16 protein-coding genes are annotated in these 23,036 nt (G+C 41.2%); 2 read left to right on the top strand and 14 right to left on the bottom strand.

What is annotated here, in order from left to right; translation table 11 throughout:
* Window positions 1-121: 121 nt before the first annotated feature.
* The gene (locus MKY51_RS03450) at window positions 122-1,057 is read right to left on the bottom strand and encodes a beta-ketoacyl-ACP synthase III (protein ID WP_339175310.1); all 936 of its coding nucleotides are present in this window, start codon (window positions 1,055-1,057) and stop codon (window positions 122-124) included.
* A gap of 456 nt (window positions 1,058-1,513) precedes the next feature.
* On the opposite strand from MKY51_RS03450, the gene MKY51_RS03445 reads away from it, so the two are divergent.
* On the top strand, window positions 1,514-1,711 hold the full coding sequence (locus MKY51_RS03445) for a YjzD family protein (RefSeq protein ID WP_339175308.1): 198 nt from the start codon (window positions 1,514-1,516) through the stop codon (window positions 1,709-1,711).
* Window positions 1,712-1,992: 281 nt separating this feature from the next.
* On the opposite strand, the gene MKY51_RS03440 is transcribed toward MKY51_RS03445, so the two are convergent.
* From MKY51_RS03440 to MKY51_RS03430, 3 genes are all read right to left on the bottom strand, one after another.
* On the bottom strand, window positions 1,993-4,122 hold the full coding sequence (locus MKY51_RS03440; RefSeq protein WP_339175307.1) for an AAA family ATPase: 2,130 nt from the start codon (window positions 4,120-4,122) through the stop codon (window positions 1,993-1,995).
* A gap of 172 nt (window positions 4,123-4,294) precedes the next feature.
* Window positions 4,295-4,603, bottom strand: a complete 309-nt coding sequence (locus MKY51_RS03435) for a metal-sulfur cluster assembly factor (protein ID WP_339176569.1) — start codon at window positions 4,601-4,603, stop codon at window positions 4,295-4,297.
* Window positions 4,604-4,665: 62 nt separating this feature from the next.
* On the bottom strand, window positions 4,666-5,430 hold the full coding sequence (locus MKY51_RS03430; RefSeq protein ID WP_339175306.1) for a prolyl oligopeptidase family serine peptidase: 765 nt from the start codon (window positions 5,428-5,430) through the stop codon (window positions 4,666-4,668).
* A gap of 102 nt (window positions 5,431-5,532) precedes the next feature.
* Between MKY51_RS03430 and MKY51_RS03425 the strand changes: the two genes are divergently transcribed.
* Complete coding sequence (locus MKY51_RS03425) at window positions 5,533-6,339, top strand: Cof-type HAD-IIB family hydrolase (RefSeq protein WP_339175305.1); 807 nt, start codon at window positions 5,533-5,535, stop codon at window positions 6,337-6,339.
* Window positions 6,340-6,392: 53 nt separating this feature from the next.
* Here MKY51_RS03425 and MKY51_RS03420 read toward each other — a convergent pair whose 3' ends face one another.
* The 10 genes from MKY51_RS03420 to MKY51_RS03375 all read right to left on the bottom strand — a co-directional run bounded on the left by MKY51_RS03420 (window position 6,393) and on the right by MKY51_RS03375 (window position 22,960).
* Window positions 6,393-7,844, bottom strand: a complete 1,452-nt coding sequence (locus MKY51_RS03420) for an alpha-amylase family glycosyl hydrolase (RefSeq protein ID WP_339175304.1) — start codon at window positions 7,842-7,844, stop codon at window positions 6,393-6,395.
* 606 nt (window positions 7,845-8,450) lie between these two features.
* Window positions 8,451-8,819 carry a YisL family protein gene (locus tag MKY51_RS03415; protein ID WP_339175303.1) on the bottom strand — a complete coding sequence of 123 codons (369 nt, stop codon included), beginning with the start codon at window positions 8,817-8,819 and terminating at the stop codon, window positions 8,451-8,453.
* 200 nt (window positions 8,820-9,019) lie between these two features.
* Window positions 9,020-9,922, bottom strand: a complete 903-nt coding sequence (locus MKY51_RS03410; RefSeq protein WP_339175301.1) for a fumarylacetoacetate hydrolase family protein — start codon at window positions 9,920-9,922, stop codon at window positions 9,020-9,022.
* Window positions 9,923-10,061: 139 nt separating this feature from the next.
* Complete coding sequence (locus tag MKY51_RS03405) at window positions 10,062-11,240, bottom strand: DUF418 domain-containing protein (RefSeq protein ID WP_339175299.1); 1,179 nt, start codon at window positions 11,238-11,240, stop codon at window positions 10,062-10,064.
* Between the two features lie 11 nt (window positions 11,241-11,251).
* Entirely contained in the window at window positions 11,252-14,971 is a 3,720-nt protein-coding gene (gene addA, locus MKY51_RS03400; RefSeq protein ID WP_339175298.1) for a helicase-exonuclease AddAB subunit AddA, read from the bottom strand.
* Complete coding sequence (addB, locus tag MKY51_RS03395) at window positions 14,946-18,590, bottom strand: helicase-exonuclease AddAB subunit AddB (RefSeq protein WP_339175297.1); 3,645 nt, start codon at window positions 18,588-18,590, stop codon at window positions 14,946-14,948. The genes addA and addB overlap by 26 nt, the downstream gene beginning before the upstream one ends.
* 123 nt (window positions 18,591-18,713) lie before the next feature.
* Window positions 18,714-19,337, bottom strand: a complete 624-nt coding sequence (locus MKY51_RS03390; protein ID WP_339175296.1) for a TVP38/TMEM64 family protein — start codon at window positions 19,335-19,337, stop codon at window positions 18,714-18,716.
* A 139-nt stretch (window positions 19,338-19,476) separates the two neighbouring features.
* Complete coding sequence (locus MKY51_RS03385) at window positions 19,477-20,646, bottom strand: PDZ domain-containing protein (RefSeq protein ID WP_339175295.1); 1,170 nt, start codon at window positions 20,644-20,646, stop codon at window positions 19,477-19,479.
* A 197-nt stretch (window positions 20,647-20,843) separates the two neighbouring features.
* The gene (locus MKY51_RS03380) at window positions 20,844-22,271 is read right to left on the bottom strand and encodes a S41 family peptidase (protein WP_339175294.1); all 1,428 of its coding nucleotides are present in this window, start codon (window positions 22,269-22,271) and stop codon (window positions 20,844-20,846) included.
* Window positions 22,272-22,387: 116 nt separating this feature from the next.
* Complete coding sequence (locus tag MKY51_RS03375) at window positions 22,388-22,960, bottom strand: TlpA disulfide reductase family protein (RefSeq protein WP_339175293.1); 573 nt, start codon at window positions 22,958-22,960, stop codon at window positions 22,388-22,390.
* Between the last annotated feature and the right edge of the window lie 76 nt (window positions 22,961-23,036).

The raw sequence follows: 23,036 nt of genomic DNA, 5'->3' as shown, positions 1-23,036 counted from the left end.
TAAGTTAAGTTCTTTCCTATTTAAAGGTTTATTTTCAATTCCGGTCGGGGGGCAGGACACAAATCCATTGCCACAGGACGTGACGATTATAGTATTCGTTCTTTCCCCCACATTCAAGTTCTTATTTACCCCACTTTAATGCAAGTGCGCCCCATGTAAGGCCTCCGCCGAAACCTACTAAAACAACGATATCATCATCTTTGATTTTCCCTGATTCCAAATCTTCTACGATTGAAATACCGATTGAAGCGGCAGATGTATTCCCGTATTTTTGGATTGTTTTCGACATTTTTTCCTCTGGTAATTCTAGACGTTCTCTTGCGGCTTCCATAATGCGGATGTTCGCCTGATGCGGTACTAAATAATCGACATCTTCCTTCGTCAGGCCAGCCTTTTCCAGTACATTTACGGCAGATTCGCCCATTTGACGAACAGCAAATTTAAATACTTCACGACCGTTCATTGTAATATGATTTTCAGGATTTAAATAAAGATGCTTTCCACCTGTTCCGTCAGCTCCAAGTTCGAACGATAAAATTCCGCGCCCTTCCGAAACTTTGCCGAGAATCGCCGCACTTGCGCCATCTCCAAATAAAACAGCTGTGTTGCGGTCATCCCAATCCACAATTTTCGACAGTTTTTCAACACCTACTACTAATACATATTCATAGCTATTACTCTCAATAAATTGTTTTGCAATGGCCGTTCCATAAATAAATCCTGAGCACGCAGCGGACACGTCCATCGCACCACATCCCGAAATTCCAAGTCGCTCTTGAATTTGGCACGCCACACCAGGGAAATTCTGATCCTGTGTAACTGTTGCAACGATGATAAGGCCGATTTGATCCGGTGTAATCCCTGCATTTTCGATCGCTTGCACTGCTGCTTTATATGCTAAATCCGATGTTTCTTCATTCTCGGCGATAAAACGGTTTTCAATTCCTGTACGAGAACGAATCCACTCATCTGATGTATCCAATACTTTTTCAAAATCTTTATTTGCTATAGCTTTTTCCGGAACATATTTCCCCATCCCTATAATACCGGCATTCATATAATAGCCCCCTTGTTTTTCATCATTCAAAAAATATAACTAATTATTAGTAGTTGGTACTAATTATAGAGCATAATTATTTTGAACACAATTAAAATTTCTGGAAAACGAGGGATTAGGGATTTATACATGTTTTTTGTTCGAATAAAATGGCTATACTATTTTTTAACACATCTTCATGAAATTAAATGGCTGATGAAGTATTTTCGGTTCGTTTCTTACATTTAATGTTAAAGGGCAAATGGACAAAATCGTTCAAATATTAGACATACAGCTTCCAGCTAATTTTCCCATTTCCCTTGTTAATTCCTACTTAAAAAAGCAATAAAAACAAGCATTTATGACAACTTCAAGAATAATTTGATTCGCCCTTTTAATTTGATGAATGCTTGTGGTATGATATTGAAGATGTAATTTCACAATAACGTTATAAATAAGTTCAATGAGGTGAATTTGATGCAATATATCATTACGTTCTTTTGGTCATTCTTATTAGTTTCAATGCTAAACTATGTAGTAAGTTCTGTATTAAGTGTAGATTTTAACTTCATGAATGGCGTAATCGTATCATTAGTATTCAGCGTATTAGTTATTATTATCGCTGCAATCATTCCAAACGAATCAACTCCAGAAACAGAAGCAGAGCATCACTAATAGATAACAAGGGGCTGTCCGGTAAAACTACTGGACAGCCCCTTGTTATTTTCGCCTATTTTGAAGGTGCGCGGATTTTATTAGAAGACTTTTAACTTATTTTAGAAGGTTTGTATATCTTTTTAGACAAATCGACCCGTTTATTTGAACAGTTGCACTGCTTATTAGAATAAAGGGCATTTATATTAGAACTTCCGTCTTTTATTGGAACTTTTTCATTTTTATTAGAACATCCCACGCAAAAAAGCTTGTACGCATTCACGTACAAGCTTTCATCACACTTAATTTGTTTTTATGACTAACTCTTCATTTTCCAGTTTAATCGATAAGCTTCCGCCCGCTGTAACTTCACCTTTTAACAGCTCACGGGCAACAATTGTTTCCAAATGGCGTTGGACGAAGCGTTTAAGCGGACGTGCACCAAACTGCGGATCAATTCCGTGCTTCACAATCCAGTCTACCACTTCCCCATCTACAGACAATGTAATTTCCTGTTCTGCGACCCGATCTTGAAGCTGCTTTACATATTTCCAGGCAATTTTGTGGAAGTGCTCATTCGATAATGCATGGAACATAATAATATCATCCATCCGGTTTAACAACTCCGGCTTAAAGTGCTGGCGCAATGCCGCTTGGACAAGCTGTTCCGCTTCTTCCGATGCTTCCAGTAAAAACTGTGAGCCGATATTGGATGTCAAGATGATAACGGTATTCGTAAAGTTGACGATCCGTCCTTGGCTATCGGTAATACGGCCATCATCAAGTACTTGCAGTAAAATATTCGCAACATCCGGATGTGCCTTTTCGATTTCATCCAGCAGAACAACAGAATATGGATTGCGGCGAACCGCTTCTGTCAGCTGACCGCCTTCTTCATAGCCAATATAGCCTGGAGGAGCTCCGACTAGCCGTGATACAGAATGTTTCTCCATATACTCGCTCATATCAATGCGGATAAAATGGTCTTCTGAATCGAACAGTTGTGCCGCCAATGCTTTTGCCAGTTCCGTTTTTCCGACACCGGTTGGGCCGAGGAACAGGAAGCTTCCGATCGGCTTATTCGGGTCTTTAATACCGGAACGCGCACGCCAAACGGCTTCCGTCACATAAGTTACCGCATCGTCCTGACCAACTACCCGTTCATGCAGCGTATCTTTTAAACGGAGCAGTTTTTCACGTTCACCTTCAACAAGTTTCGTTACCGGAATACCTGTCCAGCGTGAAATTATTTTAGCGATTTCTTCTTCGGTTACCTCTTCACGCAGCATCCGGTTTCCTTCCGACTGTTTCAACTGCAGTTCCAGTTCAGCGATTTCCTTTTCCAGCTGCGGTATTTTACTGTATTGAAGCTCACTTGCCCGCGCTAAATTACTGCCGGAAATAAACAAGTCATCGCGTTCGGCTTCCATTTTTTTCAGTTCATCTTTTTTGTCACGAACGATTTGCAGGCCGTTTTTCTCGAGTTCCCACTGTTCCTTCATCGACTTGATCGATACTTCCAATGTATCTATTTCATCTGTAATCATTTCCAGACGCTTTTTACTCGCATCGTCTTTTTCTTTTTTCAGTGCCTGCTGCTCAATTTTAAGCTGTGTCAGGCGGCGTGTTAACTGATCCAGTTCCTGTGGCATTGAATCGATTTCAATGCGGATCATTGCACATGCTTCATCGACAAGATCAATTGCTTTATCCGGTAAAAAGCGGTCGGTAATGTAACGGTTTGCCAATTGAGCCGCTGCAATAATCGCACGGTCATGTATGCGAACACCACGGTGATGTTCTTCAAAACGGTCTTTTATTCCGCGTAAAATAGAAACCGTATCTTCAATAGAAGGTTCTCGCACCATTACTTGCTGGAAGCGGCGTTCCAATGCAGGGTCTTTCTCAATATACATACGGTATTCATCCAATGTTGTTGCTCCAATACAATGCAGTTCACCACGTGCAAGCATTGGTTTCAGCATATTTCCCGCATCCATTGCTCCGTCCGTTTTCCCTGCACCGACAATTGTATGGATTTCATCGATGAATAAAATGATTCGCCCATCGGATTCCTTCACTTGCTTTAATACAGATTTAAGCCGCTCTTCAAACTGCCCGCGATACGATGCCCCTGCAATCAGTGCGCTCATATCCAGTTCATAAAGCTCTGCATCCTTCAATCCTTCCGGAACATCCTGTCTAACAATTCGTTGTGCGAGCCCTTCGACGATTGCTGTTTTACCAACACCCGGCTCACCGATGAGGACAGGGTTGTTTTTTGTTTTACGTGACAGAATACGAATGACGTTCCGGATTTCCTCATCTCGTCCAATAACCGGATCCATCTTACCGTTTTTTACTTGTTCAATTAAGTTGCGTCCAAATTGTTCTAATGGCGGACGATTATCTTGTGTTTGGTTAAATTGCATTGAGTGCACCCTTTCCTTTAGTTTGACCTTTTTTGATTAATTTAATTATAAGTCAAAGATGGTCAAACAACAAATAATTACGCCCTGTTTTCTTCGTAAAAGTTCTAAAAAAAATCGATCACTTTGCCTATATGCAAAATGACCGAATTTCAATTGATTTATTCACTTATTATTAACGAATGCCTAATGCCATTTTTGCATAACGGGACATATTGTCTTTAGACCATGCCGGTTGCCATACGATATCAACTTTTACTTCTTTAATTTCCGGTAATTCGCTAAGTGCCGTTGTTACTTGGTCAACGATAACCGGTGCAAGCGGACAGCCCATTGATGTTAATGTCATTGTAACAGTTGCTAAGCCCTCATCTGTTAAATCCACTTCATATACTAAACCTAAGTTGACGATATCAATGCCTAACTCAGGGTCAATTACGTTTTCCAATGCACCTAACATACTTTCTTTCATATCGTGATCAATTGCCATTTTTAAATTTCCCCTTTCGCCTTGGTGTTATTGTTTATCATAGCAGAACGTATGCTTTATGCCAAACAATGCGCCATAAATTGCGTGACTTGCAAAATCCCGTTTCTTGATACCGCATGCCCTGCTTTTCGTTCTGCCAAATAAGTAATATGTTCTGCTTTTTTTTCTTTTTCCAGTTGTTCAATATAATCTCGGCTCATATGATAAGGAACGACCGTATCACGCTCCCCATGCCAGAAAATAATCGGTTTGTTCGCCCATAATTCCTCATGCTGCTCCATATCGAATTTTTGCAGCATTTGAATCAGGCCAGATTGCTGTTCTTCGGATAGCGGGAATGTTACGCCTTTTTGCTTTAAATCCTCTACTTGATGGAGTGCCAGTTTCGTGTAGCTTGTCGTTCCCATGCAAATACCTGCTGTTTCAATCCATGGATAGATCGCTAAACAACCCGATGTTACAATGCCGCCCATTGAAGTTCCGGCAATGCCAACCTTATTTCCTGCCAAGTTTTTCAGCTTCAATTCTTCATAAATAGTATGTACTTCTTCCACTGACTTTAATACAATTTTCCAGAAGTTAAAGTTCATCTGGTCTTCCGTCAATTCATTCGAGCGCTCACCATGCATTAATGCATCCGGCAGTATAACACGTACACCTCGTTGCACAAACTGATAAGCGTAATGTAAATTATGTTCCTTTGCGCTCATAAAACCATGAAGAAAAATAACGACCGGTGTTTGCTCATCCATCGTTTCATCATATACATGCAGTAATGGAATGGACTTCCATTGTTCTTGATCTACTATCAAATTTCTCACCTCTTTGTTTACATTAGCAAAAATTGGTCGATGTTTCAAAACTTTGACGAATGCTATTTTTGCACGTTACAATTATACCCAGGCTAAAGGAGGCTTACTCTTATGAACGAACATTTAATTGTATTAGATTTAGACGGCACTTTATTGACGGACGAGAAAAAGATTTCTGCGCTGACAAAGGAAACTTTGTTGAAAGCAAAAGAAGCTGGTCATCAGGTGATGATTGCGACAGGACGTCCGTATCGTGCGAGTCAGCTTTATTATCAGGAGCTGAGTTTAACAACTCCGATTGTCAATTTCAACGGAGCCCTCATCCACCATCCTAAAAATCCAATGTGGAAACCCATTCATACAACAGTGGATTTGAGTGTAGTCCACGATGTTGTAGAATCCGTTCATAAATATGAATATGATAACTTAATCGCCGAAGTGATGGATGACGTATATCTCCATCGTGAAGACGAAGGTGTGCTTCAGTTGCTGCATATGGGCAACCCGACTATTTTAACCGGCGATCTAAAAGATATATTAAAGGAAGACCCGACAAGTTTGCTTATTCAAGCCGATGATGTAAATACACCGATCATCCGCCAACATTTACAGGATGTTCATGCTGAACTGATTGAGCATCGCCGTTGGGGAGCGCCATTCCCGATTATTGAAATTGTTCATAAAGGGTTGAGTAAAGCAGTAGGCATCGACTATATTGCAAAAGAAATGGGCATTCCGCGCGATCGTATCATTGCATTTGGCGATGAGGACAACGACATGGAAATGATTGAATATGCCGGCGTTGGCGTTGCGATGAGTAACGGTATCGACGATTTAAAATCTATCGCCAATGAAATTACGTTATCGAACAATGAAGACGGCATCGGGAAATTCCTGCAGGACCGCTTAAAACTATAATAAACTAGAAAAAGCCTGGAAAAGCATAGTGTCTGCTTCTCCAGGCTTTTTTACTATTGTGCTGAACTCTCGGCACGACGCTTTTTCCCGCGCTTCATAATCGCTATCATAAATGCTGTGTACAGCACAACGACTAATCCAAGTGCCACAATGTAAGATGTGTTAATACCACGCGCTTCAATCACCTGGTACACTTCCACCATCTCACGGTCTAAAATAATGGTATAATTGCCATCCTTATTTTCACGGATGATTTCACTGTTGAACATCCCGCGAACTTCTTTTCCCTCACCTAGCTCAGCGACCGGAATATGCACACGTTTTGTTTTACTACTATTATTAATGACAACAATCCATGTTTCCTTATCGGATTTGCGTTCAAATACAACATAACCGTCTTCATTTTCAAGCCATTTAAATTCCCCGTTACGCAAAGTATCGGAATCATTTCGCAATGACTGAAGCTTTCCGACATAATCGGCTAATTCCGAATCCGTTTTAAAATTGTAGTACTGGTGCGCTTCAACACCGGCTTTCCCGTTCATCGCAATTTCAGATCCATATTGTACGACCGGCACACCAGGAAGTAATAGCGTGCTCGCAATGGAAATTTTACTGCGTGTCGGCGGATACATGCCTTCCTCTGTTGCCGCTAATGTAAAGCGGTCCGACCAGATTGTATCGGTCATCGATAAAACCGGCGTTCCCGATAGCATTTCCTCGATATGGGGCTCCAGTACCGTTGTATTTAAATCAACATTTTTAAATGCATTCGTGAAGTTAGCAGCTGTATCACTATAAAATTTCGCGTCAAAATCAGCGTCACTTTCTGCATTCGCAATTACATAGGCACCTGCTGCTTTTAACTGCTCGATAAAGCGATTTAAAAAAGCAGTATCGGCTTGTTCAATATTCGTCAATCGAACCCCGTCTAGTTTATATGTATTTACAAATTGTACAGCACTGTTGATCAGCTCATTCTGTACTTCTTCATTCGTTAAGTCCCATTGGATTTTTCCATCATTTTCAGATGCCACAAATCCTTGTTTTTCTGCAAGTTCATGGTTTGGACTCACATTGGAAATCGGGAAATCCACCATCATTTTAACATTGCGTTTTTGATAAGCCTCGACCATTTTTTTAAATTCATCGGCTGTACCAAAACGGTGGTCAAACATTGTATAGCTCGTCGGCATCGAGCCATCATATTTTTCAGTCTCAAATACAGAGCCAATTGACAGCATTGTATAGCCCATATTTGCTACATAATCGATTTTCTTCAGCAATCCATTGAAATCCCCGCCTGCAAACATCGCCGGGTCTTGCGCATTTACTGTATCATCATCATTTTTACCGGTACCGTTAAAGAAACGGTCCACTAAAACATCATATATACTTTCATCTGCAATCGTACGCTCTTCCGCATTTGCAACAGCAGCAACTGACAATGAAGTCGAAAGCAGCACACCCGCAGCTAATGTACGAAACCATTTATTAAATCCCATTCATTTCCCTCTCTTTCATATACAGTCCATCGTCATTTTACCAAAAAAGATATAAACGTAGCTACCTTAAATAGTTATTTATAGGAAATTCGACAAATACGTGTCAGAAATGTGTATAGATTGTTTGATATGGTTTGGAATTGACAGCACGGTGTGTTTTATTAGAACTGTCAGGATGAAATGTGGAAAGATTGATTGGGAAAGTAGAACAACCTGGATCTAATGTGAAACAATTCTCCACATAAGTAGAACGATTAGTGGCGAATGTAGAAGCTGCTGGGATATTAGAACTTTGGAGATAACATGTAGAACGTTGGGCCAGGAAAGTAGAACACTCACGACCTAATGTAGAACATCTCTCCTCAAAAGTAGAACGAATACATCTGAATGTAGAACACCCGGAGCTATTAGAACTTTCAGGATAAAATGTGGAAAGAGGAAACGGAAAGGTAGAACCTTTCCTCTATAAAGTAGAACGTCTCTCCCCTAAAGTAGAACAAAACACTACATAAGTAGAACGTTTCCCCGTAAAAGTAGAATCCACCCTTCTCCATACAAAAAAGCGTGTAAAAAGCAACTTCAACTTTTAACACGCTTCAATCTTTATTAGAAGTTTACACCGATACCCATGCTTAAGCCTAAGTATAATGTAATTAATAGAACGATACTGAACAGTACCCAGAACATATTGACAGATTTGCCTTTGCTTTTGCGTACTAATACCATTTCCATAAAGCCGATTACTAAAATACCAAATAATACTTTCATATCATAGTTCATGCCGCTTTCAGAAATTTTATCGCGCCACTCAAGGAATAAAGACAATCCTGTAACGATTACTAAAATATACATTAAACGTAAGATCATGTGTACTGCTTTCAACTTTTTACCGGATAATGCAGCAATAAAGAATAGTATTAATGCGATTGCCCAAGTCGTAATGTGCAAATGTGTCGTACTAGTTAAGAAATCCACGAATCTTCCACCTCTTCTATTTTTCTCTACAGGCATATCCTACCATGTAAAGCCCTATAAATTCAATTGAATCTTCCAAGTTCAATGAGTTTTCATAAAAAAGCTAAATTTCTATGCAAAAAAGGCAGTAGATTTTCCTTCATTCTGAAAATCTACTGCCTATTAATATCGGAAACTAGTAATCCCTCATTATAAAACTATTAAGCAAATCGGTTTGCTAAAGTCCCGATTCCTTCAATTGCAATTTTCACTTCATCGCCTGCTTTTAAGAATTGAGGCGGGTTCATCCCTTTTCCAACTCCAGCCGGCGTACCTGTTAAAATAACATCGCCCGGCTCAAGTGTTACATATTTTGAAACGGTCTCGATAATTTCCGAAACTGAGAACAGCATATCCTTCGTCGATCCATTTTGGCGTACTTCACCATTAACTTTCGTCACAATAGATAATGCATGCGGATCAGGAATTTCATCTTTCGTAACTAAATACGGCCCCATCGGACAGCTGCCTTCCAAGCTTTTGCCTAAGAAGAATTGTTTATGTTTCTCCTGTGCATCACGCGCTGTAATGTCATTGGCAATTGTATAACCGAACACATAGTCAAAAGCCATTGCTTTCGGAACATTTTTTCCGCGCTTGCCGATTACTACAGCCAACTCCCCTTCATAATCCAGGGAATCCGTCACATCTGCATGCACAGGTAATGTCGATTCATCCGGCGCAATTGCAGTTGGCGACTTCGTAAAGACAACGATATGTTCTGGTGCCTTTTCTGCACCCATTTCACGGGCATGATCACTGTAATTTTTACCAACACATAAAATATTTTTCGGTGTACGAGGAACTGGCGACAGCCATTCAATATCAGAATAAGCCAGTTTAAATTGAGCGCCATCTTCATGATTTTGAGCTGCCTCTACTAATTTACGAACTTGCTCAACAAATTCGTAGCCATGTGCAATCCCGTCAATAATTGTTTTCGGAAAGTCTTTTAGTACATTAAGTTGGTTTTGGATTTCGATTACATCCCAAACTGCCTCTTCTTTTTTCACTTTTGGGCCAAACTTTACTTGTTCGTTTACTTTAAATGATAACAATTTCATAACGTGGAGCACTCCTTCTGTTTTTTTACATCATACATTAAAACATAAACAATTACCTTACTTTTCTGACAAAAAGGGACTTAATTCGTAAAACTAAGTGTTCGGTGCATAAAATTTTGTACAGTACCGCATTCTTTGTTCACGATTCACGTTTCGCAGGTTTACCGTAAGTAAATCTTTTCAGCAATGCTTCAATCGGCCCTTGTTTATATTTCGAGAAGTAGATTTCCGCAATTAATACTTGGATAACGAAAATTCCAACCGCCATATAAATGCCCATTTGCACATCCACTTTCCCGTATAAACCAAAGCCCCAATTGTAGAACAGGACCGTACAAATAACAGACTGCATCAGATAGAGCGTAAGAGACATACGGCCAGCCTTCGCAATCGGAGACAGCAGTTTTACAATGAACGGCAATTGTGTCAGCAATGTAATCACCGCCATATAACCAATCGCCAATAATGGACCTCCGATATAAACTTGCAAGTATTCATTGCCTAGTGTTTGATCACCGGCTATCGGCAAACTCTTCATATAAATTCCGCCGCCAATACCAGCAACAGCTAAAATCACCCATATGATGATTTTTTCTCTTGCCCTCTCGATCAAACGCCATTTGGCAAGTGCCGCACCAAACAGCATATAGGGTAATATCGTAAATAGAGACGAAATCCACATCATGACACTCATCTGAATTGATAAGTCATCAAGACGCTGCATGAATGTATCCATCCAGTTTCCGATACCGTATGCAGTTAAGGCACTTTGAATTGCTTCAATATCGACAGAGAAACTATCCGTTGATGCGTTAAAAAAATCTGCCGCGACATATAAACTTAAGTTGAAACCATGATACAAAGCATTCACCGCAACTGCCACAAGCAGGAGCCATTTTGCCTTCACACGAATTAGTGCAATTAAAAACACTCCACAAAATGCGTATGTTGCCAAAATATCGCCCCACCAAATGACAATCGCATGAAACATCCCGATGCAAAATAATAATATTAGACGCTTCGGCGCAAACCGGTAAAAATCTGTCCCCGTCTTATTTGCTTTTATATATTGCATCGCTAATCCATACCCGAACAGCATAGAAAATAACGGATAAAAGCTGCTTTGCACATAAATATCCAAAAGCTGCTGGAGTACTATATCCTGAACTTCATTAAACCAGCTGCTCAAATCCGCAATATGCGGCATCGGTAAATAAAATCCGAACATATTCACCAATAAAATGCCGAGTAAACTTACCCCGCGCAATATATCAAGTGTTGCAACACGTTCGTTCGTACCTACTGGGCGAAAATCCACCGTCAATCCCCCTAATCTATTTTCACTTCTTGTCCAATACTGTATAAATATAAAATGCGTTCATTTATTTCAATGCGCTTAATTGATTGGACAGCATGCTGATAATAGTTTAATTGAATTTGGTACGACTTTGTCATTTTTTGTTTAATTTTCTCAAAATCGCCTAATAAATACTGTTCGATATAATCCGTCTTATAATCAAGAAGCACCCAGTTACCATGTTCATCTTCAAAAATGCAGTCGATGACACCCTGTACAATTTGGGCATCTCCTTCCTCATCTTTCAAACTAAGTGTAAACGGCTCTTCTCTTAATACTTGCTTCGCTTTTTTAAAACGCTCACCGACCTCTGTTTGGAAAAAGGCAAATACTTTTTCCGCTGAAACGGCATCTGCTTCAATTTGCTGCAACAGCTTACGTTCTACAAGCGACTGGATATAACTTTCCGTCTCTTCAATTGATGCAAACCCTTGCTGCGGGATATGCTGCATAGCGGCATGTACAGCTGTACCGACTTCGGTTGCCGAAAGCTTCCGTTCTTTTTTCCCTTTCAGCATAAAGCTTGGTACATCGGTTTTTACATAACGCTTCGCTTCCATATTGTAAAGTTGCTCTTCTTCCATACGCTGCAAACTTTCAAGACGTTTTTGCTCCGATACCGATGTCTTTGATTTCTTCGTTACTGCATTTGCATAGGGATACGGTGTTGTGAAGCGTTTCGCCAAGAGCTGAACCAGATCTTCATTCACGGTCTGTTCAACCACTTCGTGTTCCACCGTTTCCGCTTCATTGGCAAGCAAGTAATCATAGTTCGGAATGATACGTACTGTCCATTTTTCTGTTGTTGCCGCTTCATTCGAATAACCGTAATTGGCAAACAGGAAATCGTTATGGCGTGCAACAGCCGGACCGACCCAGCTTAAATAGCTGTTCGCTTTTGAACGAATATAAGCCGGGAGCACTGTCTCCTCCAATTCCTGATAAAATGCCCATTCTTCCTTCTGCTTTTCCCAGTCTTTAATCGAGCCGACTAAAATGAGGCGCTCTTTCGCACGGGTCATCGCTACGTATAAGACGCGCATTTCCTCTGCCTTCATTTTCGCGAGCTTTTTTTCCTTCACATATAAGTGCGGTAACGATGTCGAAATGATATTTAAATCCGGATTCACCGATTTTATCGCCAAACCGAAATCCTGATCGAAAATATAACGGCTGCCTAAATCTTTTGTATTGAATGTACGGCTCATCCCCGCTACAAATACGACTGGATATTCCAATCCTTTTGATTTGTGGATTGTAAGTAATGTGACGACATCATCGGCTTCACTCGTCGATTTCGCAATTCCTAAATCATCTCCGCGTGAACTCATCCGGTCGATAAATCGCAGGAAGCGGAACAATCCGCGGAAGGATGATTTTTCATAGCTTAATGCACGGTCATGCAATGCCCGCAAGTTCGCCTGGCGCTGCTTGCCGTTCGCCATCGCTCCGACCATTTCATAATAATTCGTATCTAAATACACATGCCATACTAAATCGGCCAATGCCCCGTGACGGGAGAACTGGCGCCATTTCTGATGCAGCGTAAAGAACTTATCAAGCTTTGCCTCTGTTTCGATTGGCATGTCACCCGCTGCTTCTTCTTTATACTGCTTTAATGCCTCATAAAAAGGGACTTTCCCGTTAATTAAACGGATTTTCGCCAGTTCGTTTTCCGTTAATCCGATAAACGGTGCACGCAGTACAGAAGCGAGCGGAATATCCTGATACGGATTGTCGATAACTTTTAATGTGTTGATCATAATCATTACTTCAAGCGATTCAAAATAACCGCCATCCGTTTCGGCATAAAGCGGCAGACCGGCCAATTTGAATTCCTCCGCAAATGTCGTATACCATGTGCGAGAACGCATCAATACGACAATATCGCGGTAGCTGACAGGACGCATCGATTTTGTTTTCGGATTGTACACTTGGCCACCATGATCGACTAAATCACGGATGCGCTGAATAATGTAGCGTGCTTCCTGCTGTGCTGCGCTGATGCTTTCTTCCTCGGAACCGTCTTCGCTTCCCGGAATGGTTTGCGCCTTTGAATCACCTTCCAGCAGGACTAATTCAATCGGTACTTGCTGCTCATCATAGCTCGCCCCGAATTTAAGTTTTGCCTGTTCATCGTATGCAATCTCGCCGACTTCTTCATCCATGATTTGCTCAAATACATAGTTCGTACCTTCCAGCACTTCCGAACGACTGCGGAAATTGGCATTTAAGTCAATTTTCATTCCTGTGCCGGACGGGTCCTCTTCAAATCGCTTATATTTATCAAGGAAAAGGCGCGGTTCTGCAAGACGGAATGCGTATATACTTTGTTTCACATCGCCGACCATGAACATATTCCCATCCTGTTCGCCGCCGTTTTTCACAAGCTGCAAAATTGTTTCCTGTAAGAAATTGACATCCTGATATTCATCGACAAGCACTTCTTTGAAACGCTTCTGGAAATTCAATGCCACATCGGACGGCTGGGGTGGATTTGACGTGCTTTCTTCATCTGTCAAAATCTCCAGCGCATAATGCTCCAAATCCGAAAAATCAAGCAGGCCGCGCTCTTGCTTCGCTTTTTTAAACGCTTCACTGTATTCAATCGTCAGTTTCACGAGTGTTTCCAAAATCGGCTTTGTCGCCGCCATTTCCTGAACATACAACTTAGGATGACGCGCAAAAAATGTTTCCTTTAAATCCGTAAGCATTTCTTTTGCCGTATCACGATGATTTTTCGCTACCGCATAAGTTTGCTTATCTTCCTCTGTATCCTTTTTCGTCAAAGGCTTGATCCGACCGAACTCAACTGCAGGGATCAGCTCATATGCCTGTTCCCATGAACCTTCCTCCATCGCTTCAAGTACATGCTTAACCCCTGTATATTCCGCTTCAAACAATGGCTTGTTTTTCTCTAAAGCAGGTGTAACGGTCACGATTTGCAATCCTTTTTCAAGCCGTGTGGCAATTTCTTTCAGACTCCCGATTATAAACGGACGCACTTCCTTCGCAATACCCAACTCATCAATCGGACTTTCCGGATCGATATCGTATTTCTCGGGCAATGCGCGCAGCCATTCATACGGGTTTGGCTGAACACGCGACACTTTATACATTTCCTGCAGCAACAGTTCAATTGCCTGGTCACTGCGGTCAGAGGCAAAGCTGTCGACTAATGTGTATAGCTCCTCTTTCGTAAACAATGTTTCCATATCACCCCGGTATGCCTTTTCAAGCACATCCATCAGTACATCATCTTGCAATAACGAAGCTTCTTCTGTACTTGCCAGACGGAAGCCCGGGTCCAGATCAATCGTGTATGCATATTCACGGCAAATTGATAAGCAGAAAGAATGCAGTGTTGAGATTTGCGCTTTGTTCAATAAACTTAATTGACGGCGCAGAAAATGGTTGTTCGGATTTTGGGCAAGTTCCTTTTCAAGCGCTTCCGCCATCCGGTTACGCATTTCCGCAGCCGATGCATTTGTAAACGTTACAACGAGCAGCTCATCCACATCAATCCGCTTATCTTCAGGCGCCAATATCTTTTGGATCAGTCGCTCGATCAATACCGCTGTTTTCCCTGAACCGGCCGCTGCCGATACTAATATGTCATGACCGGATGCGTAGATGGCTTTCCACTGCACATCTGTCCATTGAACATCACTCGGCTTCGCTGGAATTGTCATCTGCACATACCACCTTTTTAATGTTTTCAAATACTTCCTGTTCCGGCTGTTTCTTAATTTCATTGAAACTGTTGCCTGTTTCCGACTGGTCGAACTGGCAAACCGATTTAAAACTGCAATACGTACAAGCCTTTTGATTACCGAGGCTGTACGGCTTAATTTCCGTATTCCCGCGGTAAATTTCATTTCCTGCCTGACGGAATTTATAGTGTACGAACTCCTGCAGGTTTTCCATCTGTTCCTGTTCAATTACTTTTGAGGAGCGGCTGTTAAATTCCGGGTTGTCTCCGCTTTTAAACGCGGCCGGTACGATAATTGACGATTTACTCGGCTCGAGTGACTGGTCCATCAATTGCGCCACTTCCACATCTTTTACCATATAGCCGCTCAATTTGAACTTTTCCTGACGCAGATTTTCCACACGGTCATACTGCTCATAGTCTTCTGTCGGAATGAGCGGATTGTGCACATGCAGGTAGAACATTCCCGCGGCCTGCACAATAATATTCTCCAGCTCCGATAAGTCCTGGATGAACTTCCCTTCCCGTGCGATAATCGGGATATTTTTCATCGCTACATCTAAATACGTCAACAGCTGCAGCGAAATCCCGTTATATACTTCTGTAAAATCAAGCTTGCGTCCGCTTGATTTATAATCGATCACACGCAAATACAGATTTTCCGCATCCTTATATGCATCAATCCGGTCAATTTGCCCGCGCACATACATTTTCCGGTTATGTTCCAGATCAATTTTCAGTGCTTCCAGCGGATTACGGTCATCCTGTTCCGTATTTTTGTCGTCGCGTTTCCCAAACGGCTTTTCATGGGCAATCGCTTTGAACTTCGACAGCTCACTTTGATTAATAAGCGCATAAATTGTACGTGCCACGATTTTTACAAGTTTCGTTTTAATATATTCAAAGCGGTGACTGCTTTTTAAAATACTGTACGAGAAGTAATCCGCCAGTTTAGAAATCGTTTCATCCGCCTTTTTATAGCATGCTACATATGTCGTAAGCGGAATCGAGGACTCTTTCTCGGATAAAATCGTCCGGATTGCCTCATGGAACAGATCCCCCATCGCAAATGTTTCCAGCTTGAATTCCGTCCGTTCCTGCAGTTTCAGCCCATAGGACACAAAATGTGAATACGGACAGCTGTAAAAGCGTTCAATACGCGATACACTTGCCAAAAAGTCTTCCCCATACAATGCTGTCGCTATGTCTTCCGTTAGCGGTTCTGCTTCATTCGTCGTGTATAAAGGTTTTTCCACGACATTCAGCACATCTTTCCAGCGCGGTTCCCGTTCGTAAAATGCTTTTAACGCCGCCCATTCTTCCGTAAGCGGACGTCGCTCGTGCTGCGCCTGCTTCAGCTGGGTCATTAAGAAGCCGATTGCCGGTGACGGATGCTGTAAATAATTGAGCACATGATCTTTATGAAGCTCATCAAGCGGATCCATCGCAATTTGACGATGCGGCATTGTACGAACCGTTTTTTCCTCTGAAGTACCTTGGTTTTCGGTAATTTCAAACATGCTGTGCAGTCGGTTAATATAAAGTGAAGGTAGCTTGCTTTTACTTTCCTCATCTGCATTTGCATACGTAATATATAAATAGTCGGTCGATGAAGAAATCGCACGGTAAAACAGGAAACTTTCCTGCAGAAGTCGGCTTTTTATACCCGGTGCCAATTCCACATCAATTTTCTCAAATGTTTCTCGCTCGTCATCAGAAAGCAGCCCTCCTGCTTCCATACGCATCGGGTATACCCCGTCGTTAACACCAATGACAAAAATCGCCTTTTTATTATCAAAACGCGCAAACTCGACAGTTGAAACGGTCACTTCATCCAATGTCGGCGGTACACTTGCAAACTCTAGTGTTTCAAAGCCTTCATCCAAAATCTGTGCGACTTCTTCCAATGGCATAATTTTATCGCCAAACATTAAGTCAAATTGCTCTAAAATATGAATCCAGCTATTCCAGGCTTGTTCATGCTCCAATGACTGATGGAGTGAATCGGCCTGCTCTTCTTGCTCCTGCATTTTCAGCAGTTTCTTATAAATATCAAGCTGTTCCATAAACTCATACAGTGCCACTACTATTTCACGGCCTGTTTTTTTGCCTTTCAACCGGTTGTGCAACGCCAATACCGGTTCCCGGATTAAGTCACGTACGGATTTTAAAAGCTGCTCATGCTCCAGTTCGTCTTCTGTCTGAACTGCATTCACTTTTTCCAGCGATTTAAAACGGCGATAATGCCATACCTCATCTTTCATCCAGCGATCATGAACAATCCCCTTTGCGATGACGAAGTTTTCCAAAATATCTGCTCTGTCCCGCATTGAAACCAAATTTGCTCCATAAGGGAAAAACAGATCGGTTTTAATGCTTCTGAAAACCGGCTCGTATTTCCAGTTCGTCGTAATAATCTCCAGTACAGATCGACTGAATTCGATCAATGGGTGGTAAAGCATCGCCCGCTTCTCATTTGAGAAAAACGGAATTTCGTATTGGGTAAAGGTCGTACCGATAATCGCATCGTATACATCCGCCTGGCGATACATTATCCCGATATCTTTATAGCGCAGCCCCTTTTCCAGAACGAGCTGTTTAATTTCCTGGGCAATACTTTGCACTTCTGCGCGCGGGTTTACACCTTCTAATATTTTCGCATGGCCCATTGATTTGACTGGTTTATCGGTAATTTTGTCGAAGCAATGTTCAATATGCAGCAAGTCCCGATTTGTCGCACGGTAATTTACTTCTAAATGAACACGCGGCTCCTCTTCAATATCAATTCCACGTTCGAATCGTAATTTTTGCAGTTCATTCTTTATTTTGTCATATGTCATCGCTGCGCGGTAAAACACGGAACCTTCCAGTAAATCCATTTGCGGGTCTTCCATCGGGAGCACGATTGTGACACGCTTTGCATAAATAAGAAGCTCTTTTAAAATGGCAAATTCCTGTCCATTAAATGAAACAAACCCATCCAGATAGATATGGGTATTGCGCAAGCTTTCCATCTTCGGAATACGCTCAATTAAAAGCGGGAAGTAGCCATCGCCATCAATATATTCTGTCCCGATGCGCTCATGCAGCTGCTTTAAAATGATATTCAAATCATGCAATTTATGAAGCAGCACTTCACTTGCACCGTTTACTTTTAATGAATCGATCAGCGGGTCGATTGTTTCTACATCGATATGATATTGACTGAATTCCTTTAAAATCTGCTCGACTTCTTTTGTAAAACCGGGTTTACCCGCCGCACGTTTAAATAGTAGAAACTCTTCCTGATGCTCTTCCAAAATACGTCTTAACAGCATGCGGTACCCTGTGCCGTCAATACGTTCGTGGGCAATACCGCCTTCATTTTGCAGCACAAACCAGGCAAGCCTTTTGAATGTCATAACCTGTGCACGCATCATTCCTTCAATGTCATATTTCGTTGTCAGCTCATATTCCGTTGAAAACGACATTTGGTCAGGAACTAATATAAAAATTGGATGTCCAAATATATTTGTTTTTAAATCATCGACAATCTCACGGTGAATCAATGTTGTTTTCCCCGTACCTGCCCGTCCTGTAATAACTCGTAACGTCACCATTCCCACCTCACTTCTATTTCTTTCTTCTATTATAATATAAGAATACATGTTCGCGCATTAATTGCAATCATACAAAAAAGCCCTGCCTTTTCACTATTTGTAAAAAGCCAGGACTTCTAGTTTTTATTTATGTTTTCGCAAATTCCCGATTTCTCGTAAATCTCTTTCCACGCGCTTATTTAAAATCTTTTCAATCAGTTTGCCGATTCCCCAAATGATTAGAATAATTACAGCTGACATAATAAGTTTGACAGGAGAGGTTAAAATGTCACGCAGATCACTGCCTAAGTAGCTAATTAGAAAGATTAAAATAGGTTTTGAAATAAGGAGTGTCAAAAAATAATATTTCTTTTTTATATGAGATAGACCCGCAACCGTATTGACAACGACTACAGGTGTAAACGGCAGGCACAGCAGAACAAACAGTGGTGTAAATCCTCTAATATCCACCCAGTTAATCAATTTTTTTACTTGTTTTTGTTCTTTAATCCGACGGAAGAGCCGGTACTTTCCAAACATGCGAATCATAAGAAAGAACATATAGGATCCTGCTACTGTTCCAAGCCAGGACAGTAAAAAACCCCAAAATAACCCGTATGCTGCGGCGTTGGCAATAATTATTACGAACAGCGGCAATATCGGTATAAATGATTCCAAAAACGTTAATAAAACTCCGAAAAACGGGCCTAGTAACTTATATTTTTCTACAACTGTTTCTATATTATCGATTGTCAGCCAATCTAACATAACCACTCACCCCTACCAAAAACGATAAAAATTCCTGAAGTTACACAATGCTGTCTAGTACAATTTAATCTTAACATAATTTGTTTATACCCGTTTTAGCCAAAAAAAAGAACCTCGTATTATCGAGATTCTTTTGAAATTAACTGACAACTAATAATCCGATTTTATGATTATCATCACGATGGACAACATGCTGGGCAAGGCGCAACTCACCGGAATGATCCAGCACTTCCAAACGGCAATGGGCAGCATTGATTTGCAATGCTTTATACAAATCTTCTTCTGTAAAAACATCTTGTCCATTTACACGCTTAATAATTTCACCTGCGACAAGCCCCATTTTCTCAGCAGGGGAATCCGGTAAAATACCGGCAATCATTACACCTTTATCACTGCGTACAACGGCATAGCTGTTACGGTCCTCTGAACGACTATAATGAATACCGATAATTGTACGGGAAATTGCTCCTAACGCCAATGCTGCTGCCCCAAGTATCGGCAGGAGATAAGCTGCCAATCCGACAACGAGCACAAATTGTCCTATCATTATAATTGAACGACCCATTTGAGGATAAACATTCATCGGCAGCTTCTGTCGCACCATCTGCTGGAAGCCGATAATAAATGGGAAAACAATGATTGAAAACTGTTCTGCTCCGATCGTAAACTGTGGCCAATAAGGCGCAAAATTTTGAATCCCTTCACCCGGAATAACAGTAAAGACCGGCAAAATCCAAAGCTGTTTACTAAAATAACCGATCCCGTTTAATCCACGTTTTGTTTTCTCAACAATCGGTGAAGCAAACTTGGCACCATAACGGCGGATCAAAATTCCTTCTGCCATTAGCAAGAGCCCTGTCATTATCGGAACGGTCATAACAAGCTCGTCCGTAACATTTCTACCTGCCAACTCAATAGTTCCGGTTGTATATGACCAATCTTGCCATTGCATCCAAACGATTCCGCAAAAAGCAACTGCCATCACAATCGCTGGCGATAATAATTGATACAGATAAATAATCATACCTGCGAGACTTACAATAAATACAATTGTCAATAATTCGAGTGATACTGTTAAGCCTATTACAAGACTAAATAAGGAAATAATAACGGACAGCATAAAGCCCATCGCAAGCATATTTTTCAGCTCGGACCAGCCACCCAGTATCCGTCGGTTAAAATACCTTCGTTCGCGCTTCACTCGGCGATACCCTAAATAAATTGCGGAAATGATGGCGACATAAAACAAAGGATTTATAAAAAATCTGCCAATCCCTTTTAAAATTTCAATCAAAACTGTTCCATCCATATTCTCACCTACCGTACGAATAATTGTACCAAATCCTTTACGGAATGCGTAGTCCCATTTGTACCGGAAATGAAATAAACACTTAATAGAAGAGTTATAGATATGAAGGACGAGGTAAATGTTTCAGTTCGCTCTTCCAAAAATAAAAAAGCCCGTTTCTTTAAGAAACGAGCCTTCATTACCTTTTATACTATTTATCACTCAAACTGGTGCATAATATAACTAATCGCCATCTGCAGCTGCATGTCGTTTACTTTTGATTCTTTGAATGTTTGCAGTTCTTTAGTTAGTTCATGGAAGAATACTTCATCCATGTAGTCTCCTTCGGCAATATCATGCTTATGTCTGAAGTTTGCTACTTCCTGTGCTGTATCCTTATCAAAGAATCCATCTGTCCGGCTGATAGCGTAGCCCAGTTCACTTAAAATACGTTGGCTATAGGCAACTTCTTCACTGTATTCGCCCTCTTCATAACGCCCTTTCAGTATTTTGGTTTCCATACTGTAAAGAGGATGCTGTGTCACTTCGACATCCGGCTCGATTCCGACATCATGGATCCATTTTTTAGAAGGTGTAAGCCATTTATTCGTCGATAACTTTACTTCTCCCCCATTTTGAAGATCCCATGTTTGTTGGACCGTTCCTTTACCGAAGCTCGTCACCCCAATAATGACCGATCGTTTCCAATCCTGCAGGGCACCTGCAAACACTTCACTCGCCGATGCACTTCCTTCATTTTGGATAAGTGTTAAAGGGGTTTCACGCAACCAATTTACGTAAGGCTGGAACTGTTCCACTTTCTGCGTTTTCAGTGGCTCTGTTACACCATCATGATTTTGCATATACGCAAAGATTTTTTCTTTTTGCTCGAACATGCTCATCATTTGGGCAACACTATGTAAATAGCCACCTGGATTGTCCCTCACATCAATGATTAACCCTTCCACTTCCTCCTTAATGACCCCATCAAGGGCCTCTTTCCATTCTTCTGCTGTTTTTTCACCGAAAAGGTTGATCGTTATATAGCCTAGTTTTTTCCCTTCTACTTCGAGAACTTCAGCTTCCACCGTGTCATTTTTCAAACGTTCCCTTTTCATGACCAACTTCAAATGCTGGTCCATTTCCGGGCGATAAACGACTAGCTCAACCGCTTCCCCTTCCTTACCATACATCAGCTTACGAACTTCTCCCATTGATTTCCCGTCAAGTCGTACTTCATTAATTTGTATCAGCTCATCCAATGGTCGAATACCCGCTTTTTCTGCTGGCGATGCTTTAATAGGGGCCACGACAATAATCTTGCCATTTGCTTCTGCCAACTCAACACCAATTCCGATTCGTTCACTTGCGAGCGTCTGTTTATGTAATGCTGCTTCCTGCTCCGAATAATAGGTACTATAGGGGTCATTTATTGCATTTGCCATCCCTCGCAGTGCACCTTCCACTAATTTCTCCGAATCGATATCATAAACCGACTCCTTCGTGATTAACTCATGCAGTTCATTGACTACCGCAAACTCCGCCTGTTCCTCCTTTGGCTGTGCCTTAATATTCAACACACCATAAACAATTACGCCAATACACACCATTGCGACTACTAATAAAAAAATCCGACTTTTCCGCACGAATTCTCCTCCGTTCCATAAAATTTATGAAGCGAATGAAAGATTCATACTTACAAAGTCGAATTTAACGTCATAAAATGAAGTTAATTTAAATGCTAATCTATAAATTCCCGTACTCAATCTAGTTGGAGCACATTTTCACGCAATGCATCCAAATCCAGCGGACCAATAATCTGCTTTTGAATTTTCCCTGCTGTATCAATCATGTACGTTGTCGGCATTGTCAAAATTTCATATTGAAAGGCGACTGCTTCAGTTTGTTCCAGTACGATTGGGAATGTAATCTTATAACTTTTTAAAAACTGCTCCACACGCTCCAGCTTTTCATTTGCATATGTCATATTAACACCGACAATCTCCACATTGTCTTCTTTACGGTATTTTTCGTAGTATTTTTGCATATGCGGCATTTCAGCTTCGCATGGCGGACACCACGTCGCCCAGAAGTTCAGTACGACACGCTTCCCTCTCAGCTCCGAAAGCGTCAGTGGCTCCCCTTGTAAATTATATAATGTAAAATCCGGTGCAAACTGACCTTTTTCAAGACCCACTTCTTCATCCGGTTCCACTTCTTTTCCTAATGCATAGTCGTTGATTGCAGTACTCTGATCGATTTCAGCTTTTATGTAAGTGCCGAGCATTGTAATGACAAGCACTAAAATAATACCGATTCCAATATTTTTCTTCATCAACATCACCCCACCATTTCTTCCTACTAGTACATTATCATAACTTTCAAGTTTTTATTCAAACTGGAAAAATTTC

The organism is Solibacillus sp. FSL R5-0691, from assembly GCF_037974225.1.
Classification (GTDB): domain Bacteria; phylum Bacillota; class Bacilli; order Bacillales_A; family Planococcaceae; genus Solibacillus.
The sequence above is the reverse complement of the archived record's forward strand: the minus strand, read 5'-3'. Positions and strand labels throughout refer to the sequence as shown.

Bases quoted from the DNA above. Each gene is read 5' to 3' on its own strand.
- MKY51_RS03440 (WP_339175307.1), bottom strand. From the start codon at position 4,122: ATGCAATTTAACCAAACACAAGATAATCGTCCGCCATTAGAACAATTT.
- MKY51_RS03385 (WP_339175295.1), bottom strand. From the start codon at position 20,646: ATGGATGGAACAGTTTTGATTGAAATTTTAAAAGGGATTGGCAGATTT.
- addA (WP_339175298.1), bottom strand. From the start codon at position 14,971: ATGACAATTCCAGCGAAGCCGAGTGATGTTCAATGGACAGATGTGCAG.
- MKY51_RS03390 (WP_339175296.1), bottom strand. From the start codon at position 19,337: ATGTTAGATTGGCTGACAATCGATAATATAGAAACAGTTGTAGAAAAA.
- MKY51_RS03445 (WP_339175308.1), top strand. From the start codon at position 1,514: ATGCAATATATCATTACGTTCTTTTGGTCATTCTTATTAGTTTCAATG.
- MKY51_RS03425 (WP_339175305.1), top strand. From the start codon at position 5,533: ATGAACGAACATTTAATTGTATTAGATTTAGACGGCACTTTATTGACG.
- MKY51_RS03420 (WP_339175304.1), bottom strand. From the start codon at position 7,844: ATGGGATTTAATAAATGGTTTCGTACATTAGCTGCGGGTGTGCTGCTT.
- addB (WP_339175297.1), bottom strand. From the start codon at position 18,590: ATGGTGACGTTACGAGTTATTACAGGACGGGCAGGTACGGGGAAAACA.
- MKY51_RS03410 (WP_339175301.1), bottom strand. From the start codon at position 9,922: ATGAAATTGTTATCATTTAAAGTAAACGAACAAGTAAAGTTTGGCCCA.
- MKY51_RS03450 (WP_339175310.1), bottom strand. From the start codon at position 1,057: ATGAATGCCGGTATTATAGGGATGGGGAAATATGTTCCGGAAAAAGCT.
- MKY51_RS03375 (WP_339175293.1), bottom strand. From the start codon at position 22,960: ATGAAGAAAAATATTGGAATCGGTATTATTTTAGTGCTTGTCATTACA.